At 44.5% G+C, this 17798-nt stretch carries 22 protein-coding genes and 1 riboswitch; of the genes, 17 read left to right on the top strand and 5 right to left on the bottom strand.

Annotation, left to right across the window (positions count from 1 at the left end; translation table 11 throughout):
- Nucleotides 1–100: 100 nt before the first annotated feature.
- Complete coding sequence (locus tag P5V12_RS10145) at nt 101–1447, bottom strand: trypsin-like serine protease (protein WP_316957239.1); 1347 nt, start codon at nt 1445–1447, stop codon at nt 101–103.
- A 168-nt stretch (nt 1448–1615) separates the two neighbouring features.
- Here P5V12_RS10145 and P5V12_RS10140 point away from each other — a divergent pair, with 168 nt between their 5' ends.
- Complete coding sequence (locus P5V12_RS10140; protein ID WP_316957238.1) at nt 1616–2233, top strand: class I SAM-dependent methyltransferase; 618 nt, start codon at nt 1616–1618, stop codon at nt 2231–2233.
- Between the two features lie 62 nt (nt 2234–2295).
- On the opposite strand, the gene P5V12_RS10135 is transcribed toward P5V12_RS10140, so the two are convergent.
- The gene (locus tag P5V12_RS10135) at nt 2296–3048 is read right to left on the bottom strand and encodes a molybdopterin-synthase adenylyltransferase MoeB (RefSeq protein ID WP_316957237.1); all 753 of its coding nucleotides are present in this window, start codon (nt 3046–3048) and stop codon (nt 2296–2298) included.
- A 284-nt stretch (nt 3049–3332) separates the two neighbouring features.
- Nucleotides 3333–3463: riboswitch (molybdenum cofactor riboswitch) on the top strand.
- On the opposite strand from P5V12_RS10135, the gene moaA reads away from it, so the two are divergent.
- From moaA to moaE, 6 genes are all read left to right on the top strand, one after another.
- Entirely contained in the window at nt 3454–4419 is a 966-nt protein-coding gene (moaA, locus tag P5V12_RS10130) for a GTP 3',8-cyclase MoaA (protein ID WP_316957236.1), read from the top strand. Its footprint overlaps the riboswitch before it by 10 nt.
- Before the next feature lie 4 nt (nt 4420–4423).
- A complete protein-coding gene (locus P5V12_RS10125) occupies nt 4424–5002 on the top strand; it encodes a molybdenum cofactor guanylyltransferase (protein WP_316957235.1) in 579 nt (192 codons plus the stop codon).
- Nucleotides 5003–5009: 7 nt separating this feature from the next.
- Nucleotides 5010–5555, top strand: coding sequence for a molybdenum cofactor biosynthesis protein B (gene moaB / locus P5V12_RS10120; protein ID WP_316957234.1), 546 nt, complete (start codon nt 5010–5012; stop codon nt 5553–5555).
- Between the two features lie 3 nt (nt 5556–5558).
- On the top strand, nt 5559–6032 hold the full coding sequence (moaC, locus tag P5V12_RS10115) for a cyclic pyranopterin monophosphate synthase MoaC (protein WP_316957233.1): 474 nt from the start codon (nt 5559–5561) through the stop codon (nt 6030–6032).
- A complete protein-coding gene (moaD, locus tag P5V12_RS10110) occupies nt 6029–6295 on the top strand; it encodes a molybdopterin converting factor subunit 1 (RefSeq protein ID WP_316957232.1) in 267 nt (88 codons plus the stop codon). The genes moaC and moaD overlap by 4 nt, the downstream gene beginning before the upstream one ends.
- Nucleotides 6258–6758: a molybdopterin synthase catalytic subunit MoaE gene (gene moaE, locus P5V12_RS10105; protein WP_410483328.1), complete on the top strand. Its 501-nt coding sequence runs from the start codon at nt 6258–6260 to the stop codon at nt 6756–6758. The genes moaD and moaE overlap by 38 nt, the downstream gene beginning before the upstream one ends.
- Before the next feature lie 9 nt (nt 6759–6767).
- On the opposite strand, the gene P5V12_RS10100 is transcribed toward moaE, so the two are convergent.
- Together P5V12_RS10100 and P5V12_RS10095 are read right to left on the bottom strand one after the other, a co-directional pair.
- Nucleotides 6768–7187 carry a hypothetical protein gene (locus P5V12_RS10100; protein ID WP_316957231.1) on the bottom strand — a complete coding sequence of 140 codons (420 nt, stop codon included), beginning with the start codon at nt 7185–7187 and terminating at the stop codon, nt 6768–6770.
- A gap of 306 nt (nt 7188–7493) precedes the next feature.
- Entirely contained in the window at nt 7494–8510 is a 1017-nt protein-coding gene (locus P5V12_RS10095) for a GTP-binding protein (protein WP_316957230.1), read from the bottom strand.
- Nucleotides 8511–8890: 380 nt separating this feature from the next.
- Between P5V12_RS10095 and P5V12_RS10090 the strand changes: the two genes are divergently transcribed.
- From P5V12_RS10090 to P5V12_RS10055, 8 genes are all read left to right on the top strand, one after another.
- The gene (locus P5V12_RS10090; protein ID WP_316957229.1) at nt 8891–9658 is read left to right on the top strand and encodes a hypothetical protein; all 768 of its coding nucleotides are present in this window, start codon (nt 8891–8893) and stop codon (nt 9656–9658) included.
- Nucleotides 9655–11334, top strand: a complete 1680-nt coding sequence (locus tag P5V12_RS10085) for a hypothetical protein (RefSeq protein WP_316957228.1) — start codon at nt 9655–9657, stop codon at nt 11332–11334. Before P5V12_RS10090 ends, P5V12_RS10085 begins: the two co-directional genes overlap by 4 nt.
- A gap of 32 nt (nt 11335–11366) precedes the next feature.
- The gene (locus P5V12_RS10080; RefSeq protein WP_316957227.1) at nt 11367–13103 is read left to right on the top strand and encodes a hypothetical protein; all 1737 of its coding nucleotides are present in this window, start codon (nt 11367–11369) and stop codon (nt 13101–13103) included.
- A 34-nt stretch (nt 13104–13137) separates the two neighbouring features.
- Nucleotides 13138–13839, top strand: coding sequence for an SH3 domain-containing protein (locus P5V12_RS10075; RefSeq protein ID WP_316957226.1), 702 nt, complete (start codon nt 13138–13140; stop codon nt 13837–13839).
- Between the two features lie 126 nt (nt 13840–13965).
- Complete coding sequence (locus tag P5V12_RS10070) at nt 13966–14370, top strand: cupin domain-containing protein (RefSeq protein ID WP_316957225.1); 405 nt, start codon at nt 13966–13968, stop codon at nt 14368–14370.
- A 56-nt stretch (nt 14371–14426) separates the two neighbouring features.
- A complete protein-coding gene (locus P5V12_RS10065; protein WP_316957224.1) occupies nt 14427–14852 on the top strand; it encodes a DUF3592 domain-containing protein in 426 nt (141 codons plus the stop codon).
- A 147-nt stretch (nt 14853–14999) separates the two neighbouring features.
- Nucleotides 15000–15287, top strand: coding sequence for a DUF134 domain-containing protein (locus P5V12_RS10060; protein ID WP_316957223.1), 288 nt, complete (start codon nt 15000–15002; stop codon nt 15285–15287).
- Entirely contained in the window at nt 15284–15712 is a 429-nt protein-coding gene (locus P5V12_RS10055) for a NifB/NifX family molybdenum-iron cluster-binding protein (protein WP_316957222.1), read from the top strand. Before P5V12_RS10060 ends, P5V12_RS10055 begins: the two co-directional genes overlap by 4 nt.
- Before the next feature lie 101 nt (nt 15713–15813).
- On the opposite strand, the gene P5V12_RS10050 is transcribed toward P5V12_RS10055, so the two are convergent.
- Nucleotides 15814–16641: an AraC family transcriptional regulator gene (locus P5V12_RS10050; RefSeq protein ID WP_316957221.1), complete on the bottom strand. Its 828-nt coding sequence runs from the start codon at nt 16639–16641 to the stop codon at nt 15814–15816.
- 110 nt (nt 16642–16751) lie between these two features.
- Between P5V12_RS10050 and P5V12_RS10045 the strand changes: the two genes are divergently transcribed.
- Nucleotides 16752–17240 carry a DoxX family protein gene (locus tag P5V12_RS10045; RefSeq protein ID WP_316957220.1) on the top strand — a complete coding sequence of 163 codons (489 nt, stop codon included), beginning with the start codon at nt 16752–16754 and terminating at the stop codon, nt 17238–17240.
- A gap of 46 nt (nt 17241–17286) precedes the next feature.
- Nucleotides 17287–17766, top strand: coding sequence for a YHS domain-containing (seleno)protein (locus P5V12_RS10040; RefSeq protein WP_316957219.1), 480 nt, complete (start codon nt 17287–17289; stop codon nt 17764–17766).
- Nucleotides 17767–17798: the final 32 nt, after the last annotated feature.

Below are 17798 nucleotides of genomic sequence, written 5' to 3'. Positions count from 1 at the left end.
AAGGCAGGCTGAGTCCTGATGCCACGTTATGCACAGAGAGCGGCACATCCATGTGCCCTTGCTGTTTGGAAGGAGAAGCAAGTATTTGGAAACGGGGACGCTATAAGCAGCTTCCGTTATTGCTCCATACCTGCCACATGCCGGAGTTAGTCTCCGGGTCATCATTCTGTGACCACCAGTTAGCCGTGTACTTAACGCCATTTTTCTGCACGCTATCGCCGTTGGTGTAAATGGTGGATGTGTCCCATTGAGCTAGACCAACACAGGCCGTTCCGCCAGATGATGAGCTGCTTGAACTGGATGACGAACTGCTTGAGCTGGAAGAGCTACTCGAGCTTGAAGATGAACTACTGGAGCTTGAGGAGCTGCTGCTCGAGGATGAGCTTGAACTCGAACTGCCGGCACCACACGCGCCAACGAGCTCCCAGGCGTTAGTCCAGTATGTGCCTGCGCCGGGTTCATAAGCCCAGGTAGCGGTAGATGCGCACCAGCCCTTCACCAGGCAGCGGTAGTGAATATCATGGTGATGAACGACGCCTCCATTCAGATAGCTGCCACCGACTACGTAGGCATCGCCAGTACACCCGGAGCCGCCGGAAGAACTGCTACTTGAAGAGGAAGAGCCTCCTGTTACGGGAACATATTGCCTAACCCAATCTGCGATATGTTGAGTACGAGCATAAACGCCGTAATAGTTGGGTTCTGCGCAGCCTGCGCCCCAGCTGACAATCCCAATGCTGTATGTTTGGCCCTGATAATCTGCCACCATTGGGCCGCCGCTATCGCCCACACAGGAGTCTTTGCCGCCTTCTTCCAGGCCGGCACAAATCATGGAATCGTTGATTTTCCCAGGATACGAGAGACTACAGGTTTCGTTGGAAACAAGGGGCACATCCACCTCGTAAAGGTTATCCGGCTTATCGCCCCCAACTGCAAAGCGCCCCCAGCCGGATATTGTGACTGTATTTCCCGGATTAGCGACCGCTCCCATTACGGCGTTGTCGGCCAATTGCAATCTCTCAAGGCTTAAATCGGGTGTGCCAGTGAGTTTTAACAAGGCAACGTCATAGCCTTCCGGCGCTCGTCGGTAGTCAGGGTGAATAATAACCTGAGCACTTTCAAAACGTTGACCACCGCTGTTTTTAAGGTGTGTACCTGTTAGTACGCTGGGCGGTGGCGCACCATTGTCTACACAGTGAGCGGCGGTTAATACCCAGTCTTTGCCGATTAAAGCACCGCCACAAAAATGGCTGGTGCCGGATTGCAGGGATACCTGATAGCTTCTCTCTGAAAATCGAGAAGGGATGCCGCCAACAATACGAGGTAATATTTCGTCGTCACCATAAACCGGTTTGGGTATGCCAAGTTCGGTTGAGGGTTGTGCCGCAAGAGTGGCTGAATAAAGAGCAATGAATGCGGCCAAGCTGGACCGTAAAGGAGTTTTCATCAGATTATTATTCTCCGTTGTGAAAAAAAATATATGTTTTTCTAGGACGAGAAAGTCAGGAGTTTCCTCAATTTTTTTTATGCCAACAATCCATGCGTTTTTTGGCTTAAGAGTTGGTAGAATGGAGACCGTGATGAACAATCTATGGGATTTTTTTGAGGTTATTAGATGAATAAAAGCGCAAAGTTCTGGGACAAAATTGCAAAAAAATATGCCTCAAGACCAGTCGAAGATGAATCTGCGTACCATAAAAAGTTGGAAAAAACACAAGAGTTTTTTACTCCTGAATCTGAAGTGCTGGAGATCGGATGTGGCACAGGAACAACGTCGTTATACCACGCACCTTACGTAAAACATATTCGTGCTGTGGACATTTCTGAGAACATGTTGGCAATTGCCAACGAAAAATTAAAAGCTTCTGTGCATAACAATGTCACGTTTGAACAGGCAGATATAGACGATTTGTCTGTTAATGACGAGAGTATGGATGCGGTGCTGACATTAAGTTTACTGCACTTATTGGAAAACAAGGAGGTCGCAATCGCAAAAGTTCATCGCCTGCTCAAAGCGGGAGGAGTGTTTGTTTCCAGTACTGCGTGTCTGGGGCATATGAAGTTTTTAAAATATATTCTTACCCTAGGCCATTTTTTTGGTCTTTTACCGCTTGTTCGGTTTTTTTCTCGCGATCAACTGTTGCAATCGATTCAAAATGCTGGCTTCACCATTGAATTTGAATGGCAGCCTAAAAAAAATGCAGCCGTTTTTGTTATAGCTCGAAAAGTGTAAGCGGCCAGTCAATAGCCAATACAATACCCCTGAATATGCCGGTGTGTCTGTTTAAAAATAAATCAGGACGCACCGCAGGTTTTGCATTGTGGATTTTTGGCAAATGAAAAACTTCGAAAGTCCATGGTTTTTCCGTCGATAAGTAAGAGTTTTCCTTGCAGCGGTGTGCCAAAACCCGAGATCAATTTGATGGCTTCCATAGCTTGAGTACTCCCCACCATTCCCACTATTGGTCCAAGAACCCCGGACTCCACACAGGAAAGTTGCTGCTCTCCCATTTGCTGACTAAAGCATTCATAGCAGGGGGTATTTTCTTTCATGGTGAAAGTGGAAACCTGACCCTCCATTCTAATGGCTGCGCCGGACACCAAGGGCGTTTTATGTTGGAAACAGCATTGATTGATCTGCTTACGGGTGACGAGGTTATCCGTGCAGTCTAGCACCAGGGTATGCTGTTGAACCAAATCTGACAGTGCTTGCTGGTCTAGTTGGGCATGAATTGTCTGGATCTTGCAGCTGGGGTTCAGTGGCTGTAGCGACTCCTTTGCGGAATCCACTTTATTTCGATTCAAGTCGTTGTCTGTATGAAGAATTTGCCGTTGAAGGTTACTCACCTCAACCCTATCAAAATCCACCAACGTCATTTCGCCAATTCCAGCAGCTACTAGGTAGGGGGAGGCCGCGCAGCCGAGTCCGCCGAGCCCCATTACCAGCACCTTGCTATTAAGCAGCTTTTCTTGTCCTTCCATACCCATGTCTGGAACAAAGATATTTCGACAGTATCTAAGTGATTCGTTTTGAGTTAGACGTTGCATAGCGGGGATGTCGTTGGGGCTTTGACCCCATGATAGCCGGGTATGCAGATCAAGCACAGCCTTGTTATGGTATATGGTCACAAAGAGGGATGCGGCTATAACACCAAATGGATAGAGGCTTTTACTTTGGTTAGCCCTATAGTCATATAGAATCTGTTCCTGTAAACGGCGTACAATAGGTACGTTAAGTGATTGTTTTCACTAGAATATGCTTATGGAGTCGGGCAATACCTCGAACTAAAAACCATAGCTTATTTGTGGTTTAAGCAGTCGTAAATTGAAATTCGGACATTCAAGACCGAAGTCTGTGTACCTAAACCTCTGGCATGGTACTCAGGCCGTGGTTAAAGCCACCGGGTTAGAAGAGAAATCAACTGGCCTCCCGTGTTTGGAAAGGTGTTGAACATGCTACAAGACAATTATGGTAGGCAGTTTCGTTATTTGCGCCTATCCGTTACTGAGGCCTGCAATTACCGTTGCAACTACTGTCTGCCTGATGGTTATCAGCAGGAAGGGCGGCCCAGTTTCCTATCATTAACAGAAATCCGGAAAATCGCCTCCGCTTTTGCTCAAGCCGGTATTGATAAAATACGCATCACCGGTGGTGAGCCGAGTATTCGTAAAGACCTTCCTCAGATTATTGAGGCGGTAAAAGCGACGCCAGGAATAAAAACTGTTGCTTTGACTACCAATGGTCATCGTATGGAAAAATATCTCGATGATTGGGTTGCGGCTGGCTTGGATCGGCTGAATGTCAGTATCGATAGTTTTGACCCGCGTATGTTTAATAGCATCACTGGGCACGACGCACTCGAATCCATTTTACGGGCGTTGGACAAAGCCTGCGCAACATCAATCGGTACAATCAAGGTAAATACCGTTTTGATGCGTCAATACAATTTACGTGAATTTGAAGATTTTCTTTCCTGGATTAAAGATCGTCCGATTACTTTGCGCATGATTGAATTGATGGAAACTGGTGATAATAAACAGTTTTTTCACGACAACCATGTGGCAGCGAATGAGTTGGAATCCAGTTTGATTTCCCGTGGCTGGCAGCGGCAGATTCGTGCTAAAAGTGCTGGCCCGGCAAAGGAATATTTCCACCCGGATTTTGATGGGCGAATTGGTTTTATCGCGCCCTACAGTAAAGATTTTTGTTCCAGCTGCAATCGTCTGCGCGTGTCTTCTCTCGGTAAGTTACACTTGTGTTTATTTGGTGAAGAAGGTTACGAACTACGTCCATATCTTGATGACCCGGAAAAGTTGATTCATTACATTCACCAAGTTCTTGGTTTAAAACTGCCAACACACTATTTACAAGAACACCAAAGTGGCGCCACTAAACATTTGGCGATGCTAGGCGGTTAATTCCATGGCGCAGAAAAATAATCCCGTTTTTCATGGCCTGGTACTGGCGGGTGGTGAATCCCGCCGCATGGGAAAAGACAAAGCGCTATTAACGATTCAAGGTAAGAGTTGGTTGGAGTACAGCTGTGATCGTCTTGTTCAATCTGGCTGTGAACACGTATATGTTAGTCGAAATCAGGGTGACGGTATCGCTGATCTTATTCCCAATAAGGGACCGGTTGGTGGCGTGTATTCTGTTCTACACTACATCTGTGAACACGAAATTGAACTGGATTGGTTAACGGTTATTCCAGTAGATATGCCTCTGCTCACTGTTGATGCGATACGGCATTTACACCAGACCGTTGAGCAGACCGGAAAATCAGCATTTTATTCTGACAGCCTTTTCCCATTTTCTATTCGCGTTAATACAGACCTACGAGAGAAAACATCGCTGGCTGTGAATGGAGACAAAACCAATTCGATTCGCTATTTACTCAAACAGTGTGGGGCTGCAGAAATAGCCAGCACGACAAACATGCAATTAACGAATGTCAACACGCCGGAAGAATGGTCGCGTGTTGCACACAACAACTTCATTTGAGGACGTTATGGGTCACAATCATAAAAGTGCATTTCAACCCTTAAACATTGCGGTATTAACGGTATCGGATACACGTACGGAACAAACTGATACCTCTGGTGAATATTTAACGGATGCCTTGCATACTGCCGGGCATACACTGGCAGACAAGCAAATAGTCATCGATGATATTTATAAAATTCGAGCAGTGGTATCGCAGTGGATTGCATCGGAAACCGTGCAAGTGGTATTAATTACCGGAGGCACAGGTTTTACAGCGAGAGATTCCACTCCAGAGGCGCTGTTACCATTACTGGATAAACAAGTAGATGGTTACGGTGAGTTGTTTCGTAAAATATCCTATGAGCAAATCGGCACCTCGACTATCCAGTCTCGGGCTGTGGCGGGGTTGGCCAATAAAACCGTTATTTTTGCGATGCCTGGTTCGACCAATGCCTGTAAAACAGCATGGGAAGGCATTATTCAGGATCAGCTGGATGCCAGTCACAGACCGTGCAATTTTGTGCCGCAATTAAAGCAAGCGCCGGCAGATGCCTGTGAGTCTAGAGGTTAATCTATGGCTTTAACGCATATAGATAAACAGGGACAGGCAAGCATGGTGGACGTAAGCGAGAAAGTGCAGAGCCAACGACAGGCTGTTGCGCAAGGGCGTGTTTGCATGAAACAGGAAACCCTGGAATTGATTGCTAACCACGGTCATAAAAAGGGTGATGTTATTCAGGTTGCCCGCATTGCCGGTATTCAGGCAGCCAAAAAAACCAGTGATTTAATTCCTCTTTGTCACCCATTAATGCTGTCAAAAGTCAGTGTGGACTTTGAATTAAATACGGAATCCTCCTGCGTAGAAATAACTGCCCTCTGCAAATTAACCGGGCAAACCGGTGTAGAAATGGAAGCGTTAACCGCTGTTTCAGTCGCCGCTTTAACTTTGTTTGATATGTGTAAAGCGGTCGACCCAGGTATGACCATTGAAGGCATTCAGGTTGTCGAAAAACAAGGCGGTAAAACCGGACACTGGCGTAAGCAATGAATGGGGAGGCAACGGTGATTAAAGTGGTGTTTTTTGGTCAACTGCGGGAACTACTTGCGTGCCCTGAATTAAATCTTGAAGCTTCTGAAGTACAGACTGTTGCCGAGTTAAGGCAAACGTTAAAAAGTCGATTTAACAGCATGGAAGAATACCTGGCTGAAGATAAGGCCTTGGTCGCGGTCAATCAGACGATGGCAAATGATGCTGCGACACTTTCCGCAGGTGATGAGGTGGCCTTTTTTCCACCGGTTACTGGAGGCTAATGTGTCTCGAACGGATATTACCGTACAGGAACAAGATTTCGATATTGCCAGAGAATACCAGGGGTTACGTAGTGCCGGCCATGAAGATGGAGCCGTGGTAACGTTTACTGGTTTGGTTAGAGATTTTAATCAGAACTGTGATGTAAAGGGGATGTTTCTGGAGCATTACCCCGGTATGACAGAAAAAATGCTTGAGATCATCGTGCATCAAGCAAGGGAACGTTGGTCGCTAAATAATATACGTATTATCCACCGGGTAGGGCAACTATATCCGGGGGATCAAATTGTTTACGTAGGTGTAACCAGTGCTCATCGTGAAGCTGCATTTGCGGCAGCAGAATTTGTTATGGACTTCCTGAAAACTCAGGCACCATTTTGGAAAAAAGAATTGACGTCGCAAGGTTCCCGCTGGGTTGAAGCGAATGAAAAAGATCAGCAAGCCTTGAAAAAATGGCGCGATTGATTCACCTGCTTAACAGTTTTCCTGATTCTGCACATCCTGCATTATTTTCAATGGCTCTTCCTCTTTTTTCACGTATCTGGCCCAATCGTTTGCGATGGTCAGGCGTAGTTTGAGGCTAACCACAATACTGGTAACAATTAGCAGGGAAGCGAAAATAAACAGGCCGGAAAAAAGCGTCGGTTGATGATACAAATCGATAGCGCTGTTAATTAGACCAAGCAGTAAGGCAAACACCACCAAAGGGATATTATAACGGTGCATTTTTTGTTCATTGGGATGTGGATTTAACCCCAGAACACATCGACATTTGGGGCATTTTCCATATTCTTGATAGGAAACACCGTCTAACTGAAAACTATTTAGACTATTAGCGGTGAATATAAGTCTCCATTTCAGGTTGACTCCGCAACCCGGACACTGGTATTTCATTTTCTTGTTCCTTTATCCTTTTTTTACATCTCCCAGATTTCCTGCCCCGTTTTGTTATCGTTGTATAGGGAAGGTCTCATCCAGATAAAACCGCTTTTGGTTTCTTGGCCGAAGCTCAGCCAATGGGGTTATATTAAAACGATGTGTTTTAAAATCAAGTGTTATCAAAGGTGCCTGTCAGTCGTTTTTGACTTGCATATTGAAAAGGTCGAAATATGACCATGCTATCCTACCGAGGAATTACAGTAGGGAGGTTGGGTATAGGGCAACAATGGGAATAAAACCCCGTCGGCTGCCCATTATTGATTATTCTCTAATCACACAGTCGAGTAGGTGCGCAGTTATATCTTCAATCTCATGCTCGCTGATTATTTCGATGCGACTATCCATGGCTTCATCCAGTTCATGCAAGGTGAGTTCGTCGCCTACTTTATTGCAGCCTAATATACCTTCCTGCGTAATAAAAACCGCTTTAACTCGATCGAAGTGCAGCCGATCAACTAGTTCATATGCTTTGATGTAGTCAAAAACAAAATCGCTGTTAAATAACCAACCTTTACTGGTGTAGCCATCGGACTGGCCTGAAGTCGTGATATACCCGCATTCAGGAAAGCTTAGCGTATTTTCATCATTGGCTGAGGTTTGTTTGGCTGGGCGCAATAGAGAGTGCGTTTTTTTTGCTTGAACGAAAGCCGCTGTTTTATTGTGTTGGCTAGCTTCGTTTAATATTGAGATAGGCAGAGCACCTTGATAAGTCGAGATAATCTTGCGTTGAGGAAGAGATTGCGCCTTGATAAAAGCGTTTAATTGTTCCAACTCATTTGCTTGGTACAAGTCTTCTTTATTGGCAACGAGAATATCGGCAACAGTTAATTGTTGGATAAATGTTGCATTACTAATATAACGTTCATCAGTTATTTTTCTCGCATCTACCAGGGTAATTACCGCCTGTAGCTCAATGGTATTTTGATTGGGCGGGTTGGTCAGCACCTCAATGATTTCCAGAGGGTGGCCCAAGCCGGTAGGTTCAATAATCAGACGTTGTGGCTTTGCTTCCGCGAGCAATTTATTGAGCGCTACTTGCATCGGGAGGCCATTAACACAGCACATGCAGCCGCCGGGTACTTCTTTTATAAACACATCCTGATTCTGTTTTGAGCGGATCAGCTGATTATCAACACCTATATCACCAAACTCATTCACCAATACTGCCCAGGATTCATGTTCCGGCTTTCGTCTCATAAGCTGGTTAATGGCTGTGGTTTTCCCTGTACCGAGAAAGCCAGTAATGATGTTGGTGGGGACTTTTTGGATCAGATGCATAATGGAAATTTTATGTGGTTTTACTAAACAGGCGTGGAATCATATTTTTGAATACACAGAATCGCAAGTATTGGTATGCATTAATTCAAGGTAGATTTGTTTACGGTAATAAAAATAGAGGAGGGTAAAGCGAGGAAATAACCGTTGCCTCTATATATAAATCGGTACTTTTTACTGGGAAATAAATCAGTTGAATTTCTGAGGTTTCTTACTAGGCTAAAAATAGATATCCAATGCAACTGATAACAAGCGGTTTTTTACAGTTACGGCAATGAACAAATAAATTGTGGAACAGGGCGACATTATGTTGCTTTTGACCGTCCCGCTCTAGTTTATTCGTGTTTTTTATCGTATGAGTTTTGTGTTCAGGGTTATTTCGTATGAAAAGACACGCCCTTCTTGTGCTCACTATCTTTCTTAATGCATGCGCTTATTTTGGGCCAATGGACGTTGAAGAGACTTTTTACCTGGCAGTGCCCAGTGGTGAAAACGTTAACTTTTATCGTATCCGGGTCGATGTTGAAACCCGTTTTACTGATGCCAAGTACTACGCATACTGGCTGCCAGCCGATGCTGTTGACCAACTGTACGGTGGAAATATCGAAGAGTTTTCTGCCAACGCTGTGAATACGGAAAAAGAGCTAAAAGAAGCCGTCAATAAAGCCATACTGGATACCCACATCGCTTACTTAAATGCGGCTAAAGATCCGAACTCTTCCTCGGAAACAATCAAGCGTTTACTGAATGCTCAGCGTCTGGTGCGTGCGACCGCTGGAGATGGTATCGCGCTACCCGATGGTGCAGTAGAAATGGAATACAACCCTGAGGCGAGCATGGTGATGCGTCGAAGTGGGCAGAAGCTGGTGTTCTTTTTAACCGCAGACCCGACTAAGGTACTGGAAAATATCGAACAATTTAGCAACTCAAAAGCAACCAGTGCCGGTGTGCTTAAGCTGGCTCAGGTTGTACAGCAAAATAATTCCAACCAGGTTGCTACATTAGAAAGCCAGAATAACGCCAATAAAAAATTGGATGCTGCTCTGGTGAGTAAAATTGATGATGCAAAAACCGCAACGGAAAATAACCCGGATAAAAACAACCTAAATGAGCATATCCGAACGCTACTGTTTCTGTTGGAGAGCATGTGATGACATTATGTAAATTACTCTCTCTACATCTGGTCCTGGTTTTATGCGTCGGCTGCGCAACGTCGGAAATGACCATACACGTGGATATGTATGATGAAAATCCAAAAATTGAACCCCTCTTAACACCAAGTCAAGCGGAACAAATGATTTTGAATACGCAAAAGCTTGCTGTTGCAGCACAACAAGATTATTCCCATCGTCTCTATGTGAATACACGTGCGGTGGAACTTTACACTTCGGCCTGGCAAGGAGCCGGGGGGTCTCGACTATCAGATAAACTATGGTTGGATTCTGTATTGTCTGACGATAGTTGTAAGCAGCAAATACAAAAGTTAAATATAGCGCAACAGAATGGTCAAGACGTGGACGTTACCGACTTCTTCTTGCATACAGAAATGCCAACAATGAAGGCTATGGGAGAGCTGGAGAAACTTTATTTCAGAATGGCCCAATATACTCAAGCCGAGTGTGAAAATATTTTACTCTTTCAATCAAAAATAAATACCGTATACAACAATCTTGATGCTTATCTTGAAACTTTACGCAATCGTATTGCTGAATTTCAAGCTGCGGATACTCAGGACAAAAAAACATTCAAAAAAAATAATAAGATCCCCAAACAGGATCATGAGTGCAGCAACACAAAATTATATACCGAAAAATTTAGCTTATACTGCGCTGACAAAGGTGAAGAAATACCGGAATCCCTGGGTAATGATAGGGCGCTCAGGGAACTGGCAAAAAGTATTGAATTACAGCAAGCGAAAACCGACATTTTGACCTCCACAGCACGCTTGGTTGCCCAATACGAAGCGATGCGGCAACCTGCGGCACGCTTTTATATCAATTGGGCAAATCTTGAGAACTTGTTGAATGTGGTTCTGTTAAATGCCAAAAATAGCAAGGAAAAACAGCGGATTCGCGCAATCGCAGATAATGTAAAAATCAATATACAGCAGTTGGTTGCTATGAGTACCGCCCGTTATGGTGGTAGTAATCTCAGTGCCGCGAGCCTTAATAAACAGCTCGGTTCTCAGGGCTTAAGCAGTTCAGTTAAAGCCTTGGGTAATGAACTGGAGTTGTTAAGAGAAAATCAAACCGACAGTGTTTCTGCGAGTACTGCTCTGATTGGTTTGGTACAAAATTCCTCCAAATTTATGGAGCAAATTGACCGTTTACAGGATTCGGGCGATCCGGTATGGCGGGCTGTAACGGATCCTGCCAACGAAGCCCATTGGAATAAAAAGTTTGCCAAAACCTATTTTAGTGGTGATGGCAAAGTATCTGCCTTAGTGGTGCGCGACAACCCTATTCGTTACCGGGTGCATTACGGCGAAAACTCCGTTTCTGCTGCGGTAAAAAGTCAGCTGAATATTGCCCGCTCGCTTGCCGACGCAGCACTAACGGTCGCTGGCGGTGTAGCAGGAGCCGGCGTTAAACTCGGAGAGGACGGTGCTACTTCCCTGGAGTTGACTACTCAGGCAGATGCTGTAGCAAAGCAGGTTGAATTAAAGACTTCATTGGATGCACGAGAAAAGGCGATTACCAATATGAAGCGAAATCTACGTGATTTACTGGAAGAAGTAAATCAGGCAGATGATTCTCAAACGAAAGAACTGGCCTCCAGGCTCAGAGCTATTCTTGAAGGGCATAAACCGCTATTTGAACATGAATAGGTGAAATAGCACCTCAATATATGAAGGTGGTCATGGAAAAACCCGTTATTAAGTTGCCGTCTTTAAAACAGTGTATTTGTTGGGTGCAGGATAGTGCGGGCTTGTTGGCGTTGCTCACGCTCATTTTGCTAATGGCATCTGTGCACCTGGAATTCGGTATAGAGAGCAGCAAAGGTAGTGAAGGGGAGATTCTCATTTCTCATTATATTGCCTTTGCGCTTTTGTTCTTCTCAATATTGATCTTTACGCGGCCGTTGAATAGTTCTAGCAAAGAAACTGTGGCGGGATTGCAAGACGATGCATCTATAACCGCAGACAACTCGCGTTTTAATGTGATTTTACGTTTTGCATACCTTTTTATTGCCTTAGTTACCTCGGCAAGTTTATCCATTTTATTTTTGCTTGAAGAACCTATTGTTATTTCCTCCAAGAAAAACGACAGCCAGCCCAATCAAGCCTTCTATTATATTTCCAGTCCTTTGGCTGTTTTACCCGGATGTGATTTTGGCTCGCGCTCTGGCGATTCGGGTAAACTAAAAGATGCATTGACACAGTTTTTAAGCGATAACCCGGATATCGATAAGGATCGGGTAAAAGTTCAGCTGGATGCAATGCCCGATGGGGCTTTTTGTGGTGATTTGCCGCCTCAATGGGTGGTGAGTATTGGTGGCAATATAATGTTGTGCCACATCTCCGGCGATTGCTTTTCTCAATATTTGGGAAAACAAAAATTTAATTCAAGTAGCAACGGTGAGCAGGGGGGCTACTCATCACTCGAGCAGGCGTTGACGGGTACGGCAAGCGCCCTCAATGACAGGAAAAACAGTATTGCTCAATATAAAAAGTGCCTGGATCAAATTGGGGACTCATTAACGGTTTTGAATGTTGACCCAACCAATCCGGTTTCGTTACCACAAAGCTGTGTGGCATGCCCGGATTGCGCAGATAAAAACAAGAAACAGTTTTTCGCTGCACAGGCAACTGCGCTTAAGACTAAAATAAATGAAGCTCAAGCCGAATGGAATACACTAAACCGAGAATATACTCAGCTACAACAGACCAGTAAAAAATCTGAAAAAATGGTCAATTTTTTACCTGGACAGCCGGTTGTGGGGGGCATTATTGTTCCTTTGTACTTCTTTATTCTATCCATTGCCGGTGCCTTAATCTCCATGATTCGTCGCGTGCCTGAATACCAGCGGCGTGCCACCCAACAATATAAAGATAACTTTGAGAAAAAGATTAAGGAAAACGTCGAGCTGGCGCCACCTATTACGGCACCGGAAGCCCGTGAATATATTTTGTTTCAAATCCTGCAAGTTATTTCTGCGCCGGTTATCGCCATTCTCGTGTATTCCTATTCCAAACCGGAAAATATGGCGGCAGGCGTGCTGTTAGCTTTTGTTGCCGGTTTCTCTTCCGAAGTTGTTTTGGTGGCGGTGAGAAAATCCGTTGATGGTCTATTGGGCGCAGGGCTGCGTGACTCGCGAATACGAGTGGGCGTCATGCAAAATATGTTGCATGAAAAGAAAGAAAATGAGCCGGAAGCTACACCGACACCCCAGGCAGACAGTTTTGCCTCCGGCGAAAATGTTACTTTGATTAAAGGCATTGCTGGGCTGGACGTGGGCACTCAGTTGGCAATTAGGAAGAGTCTGGGAGGGGATTCGTACGAAGCCAAGGTTTTAGATAATGAAACGGGGGAAGAAAAGCTCATTACCCTTCAAGGGGATCAAATAAAAAAATCCGATGATCAACCAAAAGGGTAATTGATGATAAGGGGTAGAATGCGGAAGCTGGACTATGAAAGCACGACGATATTGCACCACCAATGCCCGTTCAGGCTTAAGATTGAGAGCCTCTCCGATTTCCGGTGAGGTGTTGGACGTACTGAAAAATGGATCGTTACTTGAAGTGCTGGATGATCAGCATTGGCTAAAAGTACGAGATCAAAATGGGCGTGAAGGCTATATTTCTGCTGACTACACGGAAGCAGCACCTCCTCCAGAAGCCACCGCTGGGGTAACGGCGAATATTGTTAATTTTCAATCACAAGGTTCAAATATTTCCGGCGATTTAATTCGAATTGATGAGGATTTTGTTGTTTTTCTAACGCAAATTGATGAAAAGCTGAAAACGTTGGAGTTACAGCTTATCGTGACCAGCTCGCTGCGTAAACCGGATCAAGACATTACCAACACCGTTGTAGAACCCGCCAAAAGTTCCAACCATTTTGTAGGGCATGCGCTTGATTTCAACCTCCAGTATGGGGGAGAGTATTACAATTCCAAACGCATCACTGAATTAGATATTAGCCAGGAAAATACAGATGACCCTGTTTCTGATGCTCAAGTAAAACGTTTTCTTAACTGGTTAGCGAAAGACGCATCCCCATTGCGCTGGGGAGGAACTTTTTCTACTCCAGATCCAATACACCTTGATGATGCTCTCAACCTAAACGACCAGGCAGCCTATAAACAAAAATTAACTCAGCTTTGGGGCTAATATCATAGTCATACTCTTTGTCTATTTGTCGTCCCTTTTTGGTGGATACACTATTTGTCATTATTGGAACGTATACTAATAAAAGTACGATAGAATCTTATTTACCGTTTTTGTAAGGAATTTCAATTGAGTTTACATCTTAAAAATACCTTGTTGCTATTAGGTATTGTTTTCTCCAGTCAGGTTACAGCCGCTGAAGGCATAACTCGTGAAAACAAGTTCTTCCGCGAGTTTTCATTGACTGGTGAAAAGGCGTTTATTAAATCCCAGCGTATTGAAATGTCACCAGGGTTTTCTGCTCCAAATCACCGGCACCCTGTGCCTACCTTTGGCGTTGTGAACAAAGGGGTGATTATCTATAAGGAAGAGGGGAGCAAGGAGGTAATATTGAAGGAGGGAGATACGTTTTACGAGCCTCAAGGCGTGAACATTACCAAGTTCAATAATGCAGGAAAAAATGTGGCGGCATTTACCGTGTTCTATATCGTGAAAGATGAAAGCACAGCAACAGTACAGCTGAGTAAAAAATGATATTTTTCTTATCCGGTTTGGATGATCTGGATAGATAACTTATTTCTGGCTCATATATGACGTTATCCTGGTTTATGTTTTTCGTCGGCGCAGCTATCAGTCTGTTCGCTCTCGCCAATTTGGTGCGGACATTGGCGAGCAGAAAATGGCCTTACATTGTTGGCCGTGTTCAGCAAAATCAGCAACAAAGGATTGCTTCACGTTTTATTACTCCGTGGAGCCTTGGTGAAAAGGAAACTGTTTTAAGGTTAAGTTATACCTATGTTATTGAGGGCTGTCAGTATGTAGGAAACCGGCTTTATTCCGCTCCAATATTGAGAGAGTCGGAGTTGGTTGATGGTGTTCAAGTGGGAGATAAAGTTAAGGTTTTCTACAAACCTGAAAAACCTGAGGTCTCCTTTTTGGCACACTCTTTTTTGTGGCCAAGCTTGTTACTTTTGTTTATAGGACTGTTGATGTTCACTTTGAGTTTTAGCATGTAAGCCTCTCTTTCTTGATGCCGAGTGTCGAGCATTTAATGGCTAAAACCTTTTCAGTATTGCCATTCCCTACATTAAAGCGATATAAATTCGTTATTGGCATATGCCAATAACTGGCGTATAGTGGGTTTGTTCCAGGTGGAGAAAACTATGGTCAGGCCTAAGAAAGGGCGGCGAATTGGCTGTCGTCCTGCATTCAGCTGTTTTAAACCGAATGGTGTGCCCTTATCTCAGCTCGATTCCGTGTCGTTACAAGCAGATGAATTGGAGGCTATTCGCCTCGCTGATTTACTGAACCTAAACCATCAACAGGCGGCGGATGAAATGGCCGTCTCTCGTCAAACCTTCGGCAATATCGTTGCTCGCGCCCGGCATAAGGTGGCGCAATCTTTGGTCGAAGGAATGGCGCTTACTATTGATCCTGAGAGGTTGTCATGATTTATGCAATTCCATACCAATACGGCAAGATTTCCGTTCATTTTGCCCGCGCAAAACAAATTATGTTAGTTAATGACGAGACAGGTAAAACGGAAGTTGTTGCAAACCCGGCGGCAAGGAACCCCAGTTCGGAAAGCCGCGATCAACTTATACAATTGTTCAGAATGAATAGGGTGGATGCCGTTATTCTGCGTCACATTGGTCGCTGTATGCTCAAGAGCTTATTTAACGATGGGTTAAAGGTTTTTCGTTCGCCGGAAAAAACACCCCTGTCTGAAGTTTTTGTGTCAGAACTAACACCTATACAAGAGCTGGATCAGGTGCAGGCGGCATCCGAAAACAGAAGAATGTGTTGCAGTAATGGTGCTAAGCAACATCAGCATTGCGGCGATGGTGAGGGAGGGCATCAATGCTGTCATCACTGATAACCGGTCTTGTTATTTCTTGCGAATAGCAGGGGGGAGCAACTTAAAGTAAAGTCTAAAACAGAATGAGCTTCATTCTGTAACTTGTTGAAAAATAGAGATTATTGTGCGTGTTTGTGTTGCCACTCCTTGGGTGAAAGTCCGGTTTTTTTTCTAAATGCTCTTGCCAGCGCGGAACCGTCTTCGTAGCCTACTTTATTAGCGACAACACCAATTTGCTGACCTTTCATTAGTAGGTTTTGCGCTATTCCAAGGCGCCACTCGGTGATGTAATCGCCCGGTGGTTGCCCGACCACATCCTTGAACAAAGCCGCGAACTTCGAGCGGGATAAGTGCGCGAGTTCAGCCATTTTTTCCAAAGACCATCGTTCCTGAGGTTGTCGGTGTATTGCTTCTAATACATTACCTATATTCGGGTGATTAAGCCCTACAATGACCCCTGTGGCTTTTGGGGTGATTTCCATTTGTATTCGAAAAAGTTCGATAACCAGCAGTTCGCACAGACGGTTCATAACCGCATTTTTGCCGGATTGTTCCTTAAATGCCTCCTGAAACAGCCAATCACTTATTGCCTGCAACTGTGGGTGTTCGCTGAAAGGGGCGACCATGCACTCCGGTAATCCCTGAGTCAGCATATTGCTGGCGTCCATCCCATAGGTAATGGTTGCGCAAACGAGATCTGCTCCTTCGTCTTCATCTGCGGTCATTTTGTGAGCGAGCGGTTGAGGAAGAAAAATCAAGCTTGGTGAGGGAATCTCAAACTGTTTTTTTGTCTGGGTGGAAAGGTGCATCTTGCCGCGTTTAAGCACATGTATATGGCCTTCTTGTTGGCTTGATTTATCAAATGATGCCAGTCCACATAAGTTACCTGTGTAAAACACGCCAGCAGTAATTCGAACATGTTGTAGCAAATCAGAAAGCTTATCCATAACCCCAAGACTATCAGTATGAAAATAAAGACGATTCTAACCAAAAGTCCGGAGGGTGCCCACTAGAATACTTCCAAATTCAACGCAGGATGTGATTAGAGGTGAGTACGATGCAAAAGTATTTAAGTGTTTATTATTCGTGGGAATCGAGGTTTAGCCCAACTTTTTTGTTTCTGGAATCTTTAGCGCTTGTGTATGCGCGCATACATGTCGGGTGGATATTCCTTAAATCCGGTCTGCTTAAACTGCAGAGTTGGGAGACAACCCTGATGTTATTCGAATACGAATACGAGGTGCCGTTTTTAAGTCCGAAGACAGCCGCCATTTTGGGTACGGGTGGTGAAATTGTGTTGCCGATATTACTCATCGCCGGTTTGTTTTCACGATTCTCTGCTGTCGGTTTATTGGTTGTGAATTATGTGGCTTTGATTAGTTTGGTGGAGATTTCTCCTGCGGCGCAAATACATCATGTTTTGTGGGGTGTGCTTTTGCTTGCCGTTTTAATTCGTAGTGCGGGGGTTATTTCATTCGATCACTTTCTACGCCATTTTCTTGGACGAGCCGGGACAGCGGTGTCCTATCAGTTTTCGTCTAATTAAGTTTGTTGAGTTGTTACTCGTATTATTGTTAACAGAGGAAACTATTATGTTCAAATTAAATCATTCTTTTTTTCGTCGTTCACTGTTTGTGTCGAGCTTGGTTCTAAGTGCACATAGCTTTGCCGCCGGGCCAGACATTAACGCCACTGCCAACGATGTCGCGATCCACGGTTATGATCCGGTTGCGTACTTCACTAAAAGTAAACCCGTTCAAGGTAATAGTAAGTATTCTGCTGTATATGATGGTGCTATTTATTACTTTGCATCCGAAGAGCACCGCAATACGTTTAAAGATACTCCACACAAGTATGCGCCGGCCTTTGGTGGTTTTTGTGCGATGGGTGTGGCGTTGGATAAAAAATTGGATACTGACCCTGAAGCCTGGAAAATTGTTGATGGGACGTTGTATCTGAACTTGAACAAGAATATACAGAAAACCTGGCAGAAGGATATTGCTGGTAATATCGACAAAGCAAAAGATAATTGGGTTGATATTCAATATACACCTGCTGCTGAACTCGAATAAACCTTTCCGCCAGGATCAACCAGTCTCTGTGG

Source organism: Teredinibacter sp. KSP-S5-2 (genome assembly GCF_032773895.1).
Classification (GTDB): Bacteria; Pseudomonadota; Gammaproteobacteria; order Pseudomonadales; family Cellvibrionaceae.
The sequence above is the reverse complement of the archived record's forward strand: the minus strand, read 5'-3'. Positions and strand labels throughout refer to the sequence as shown.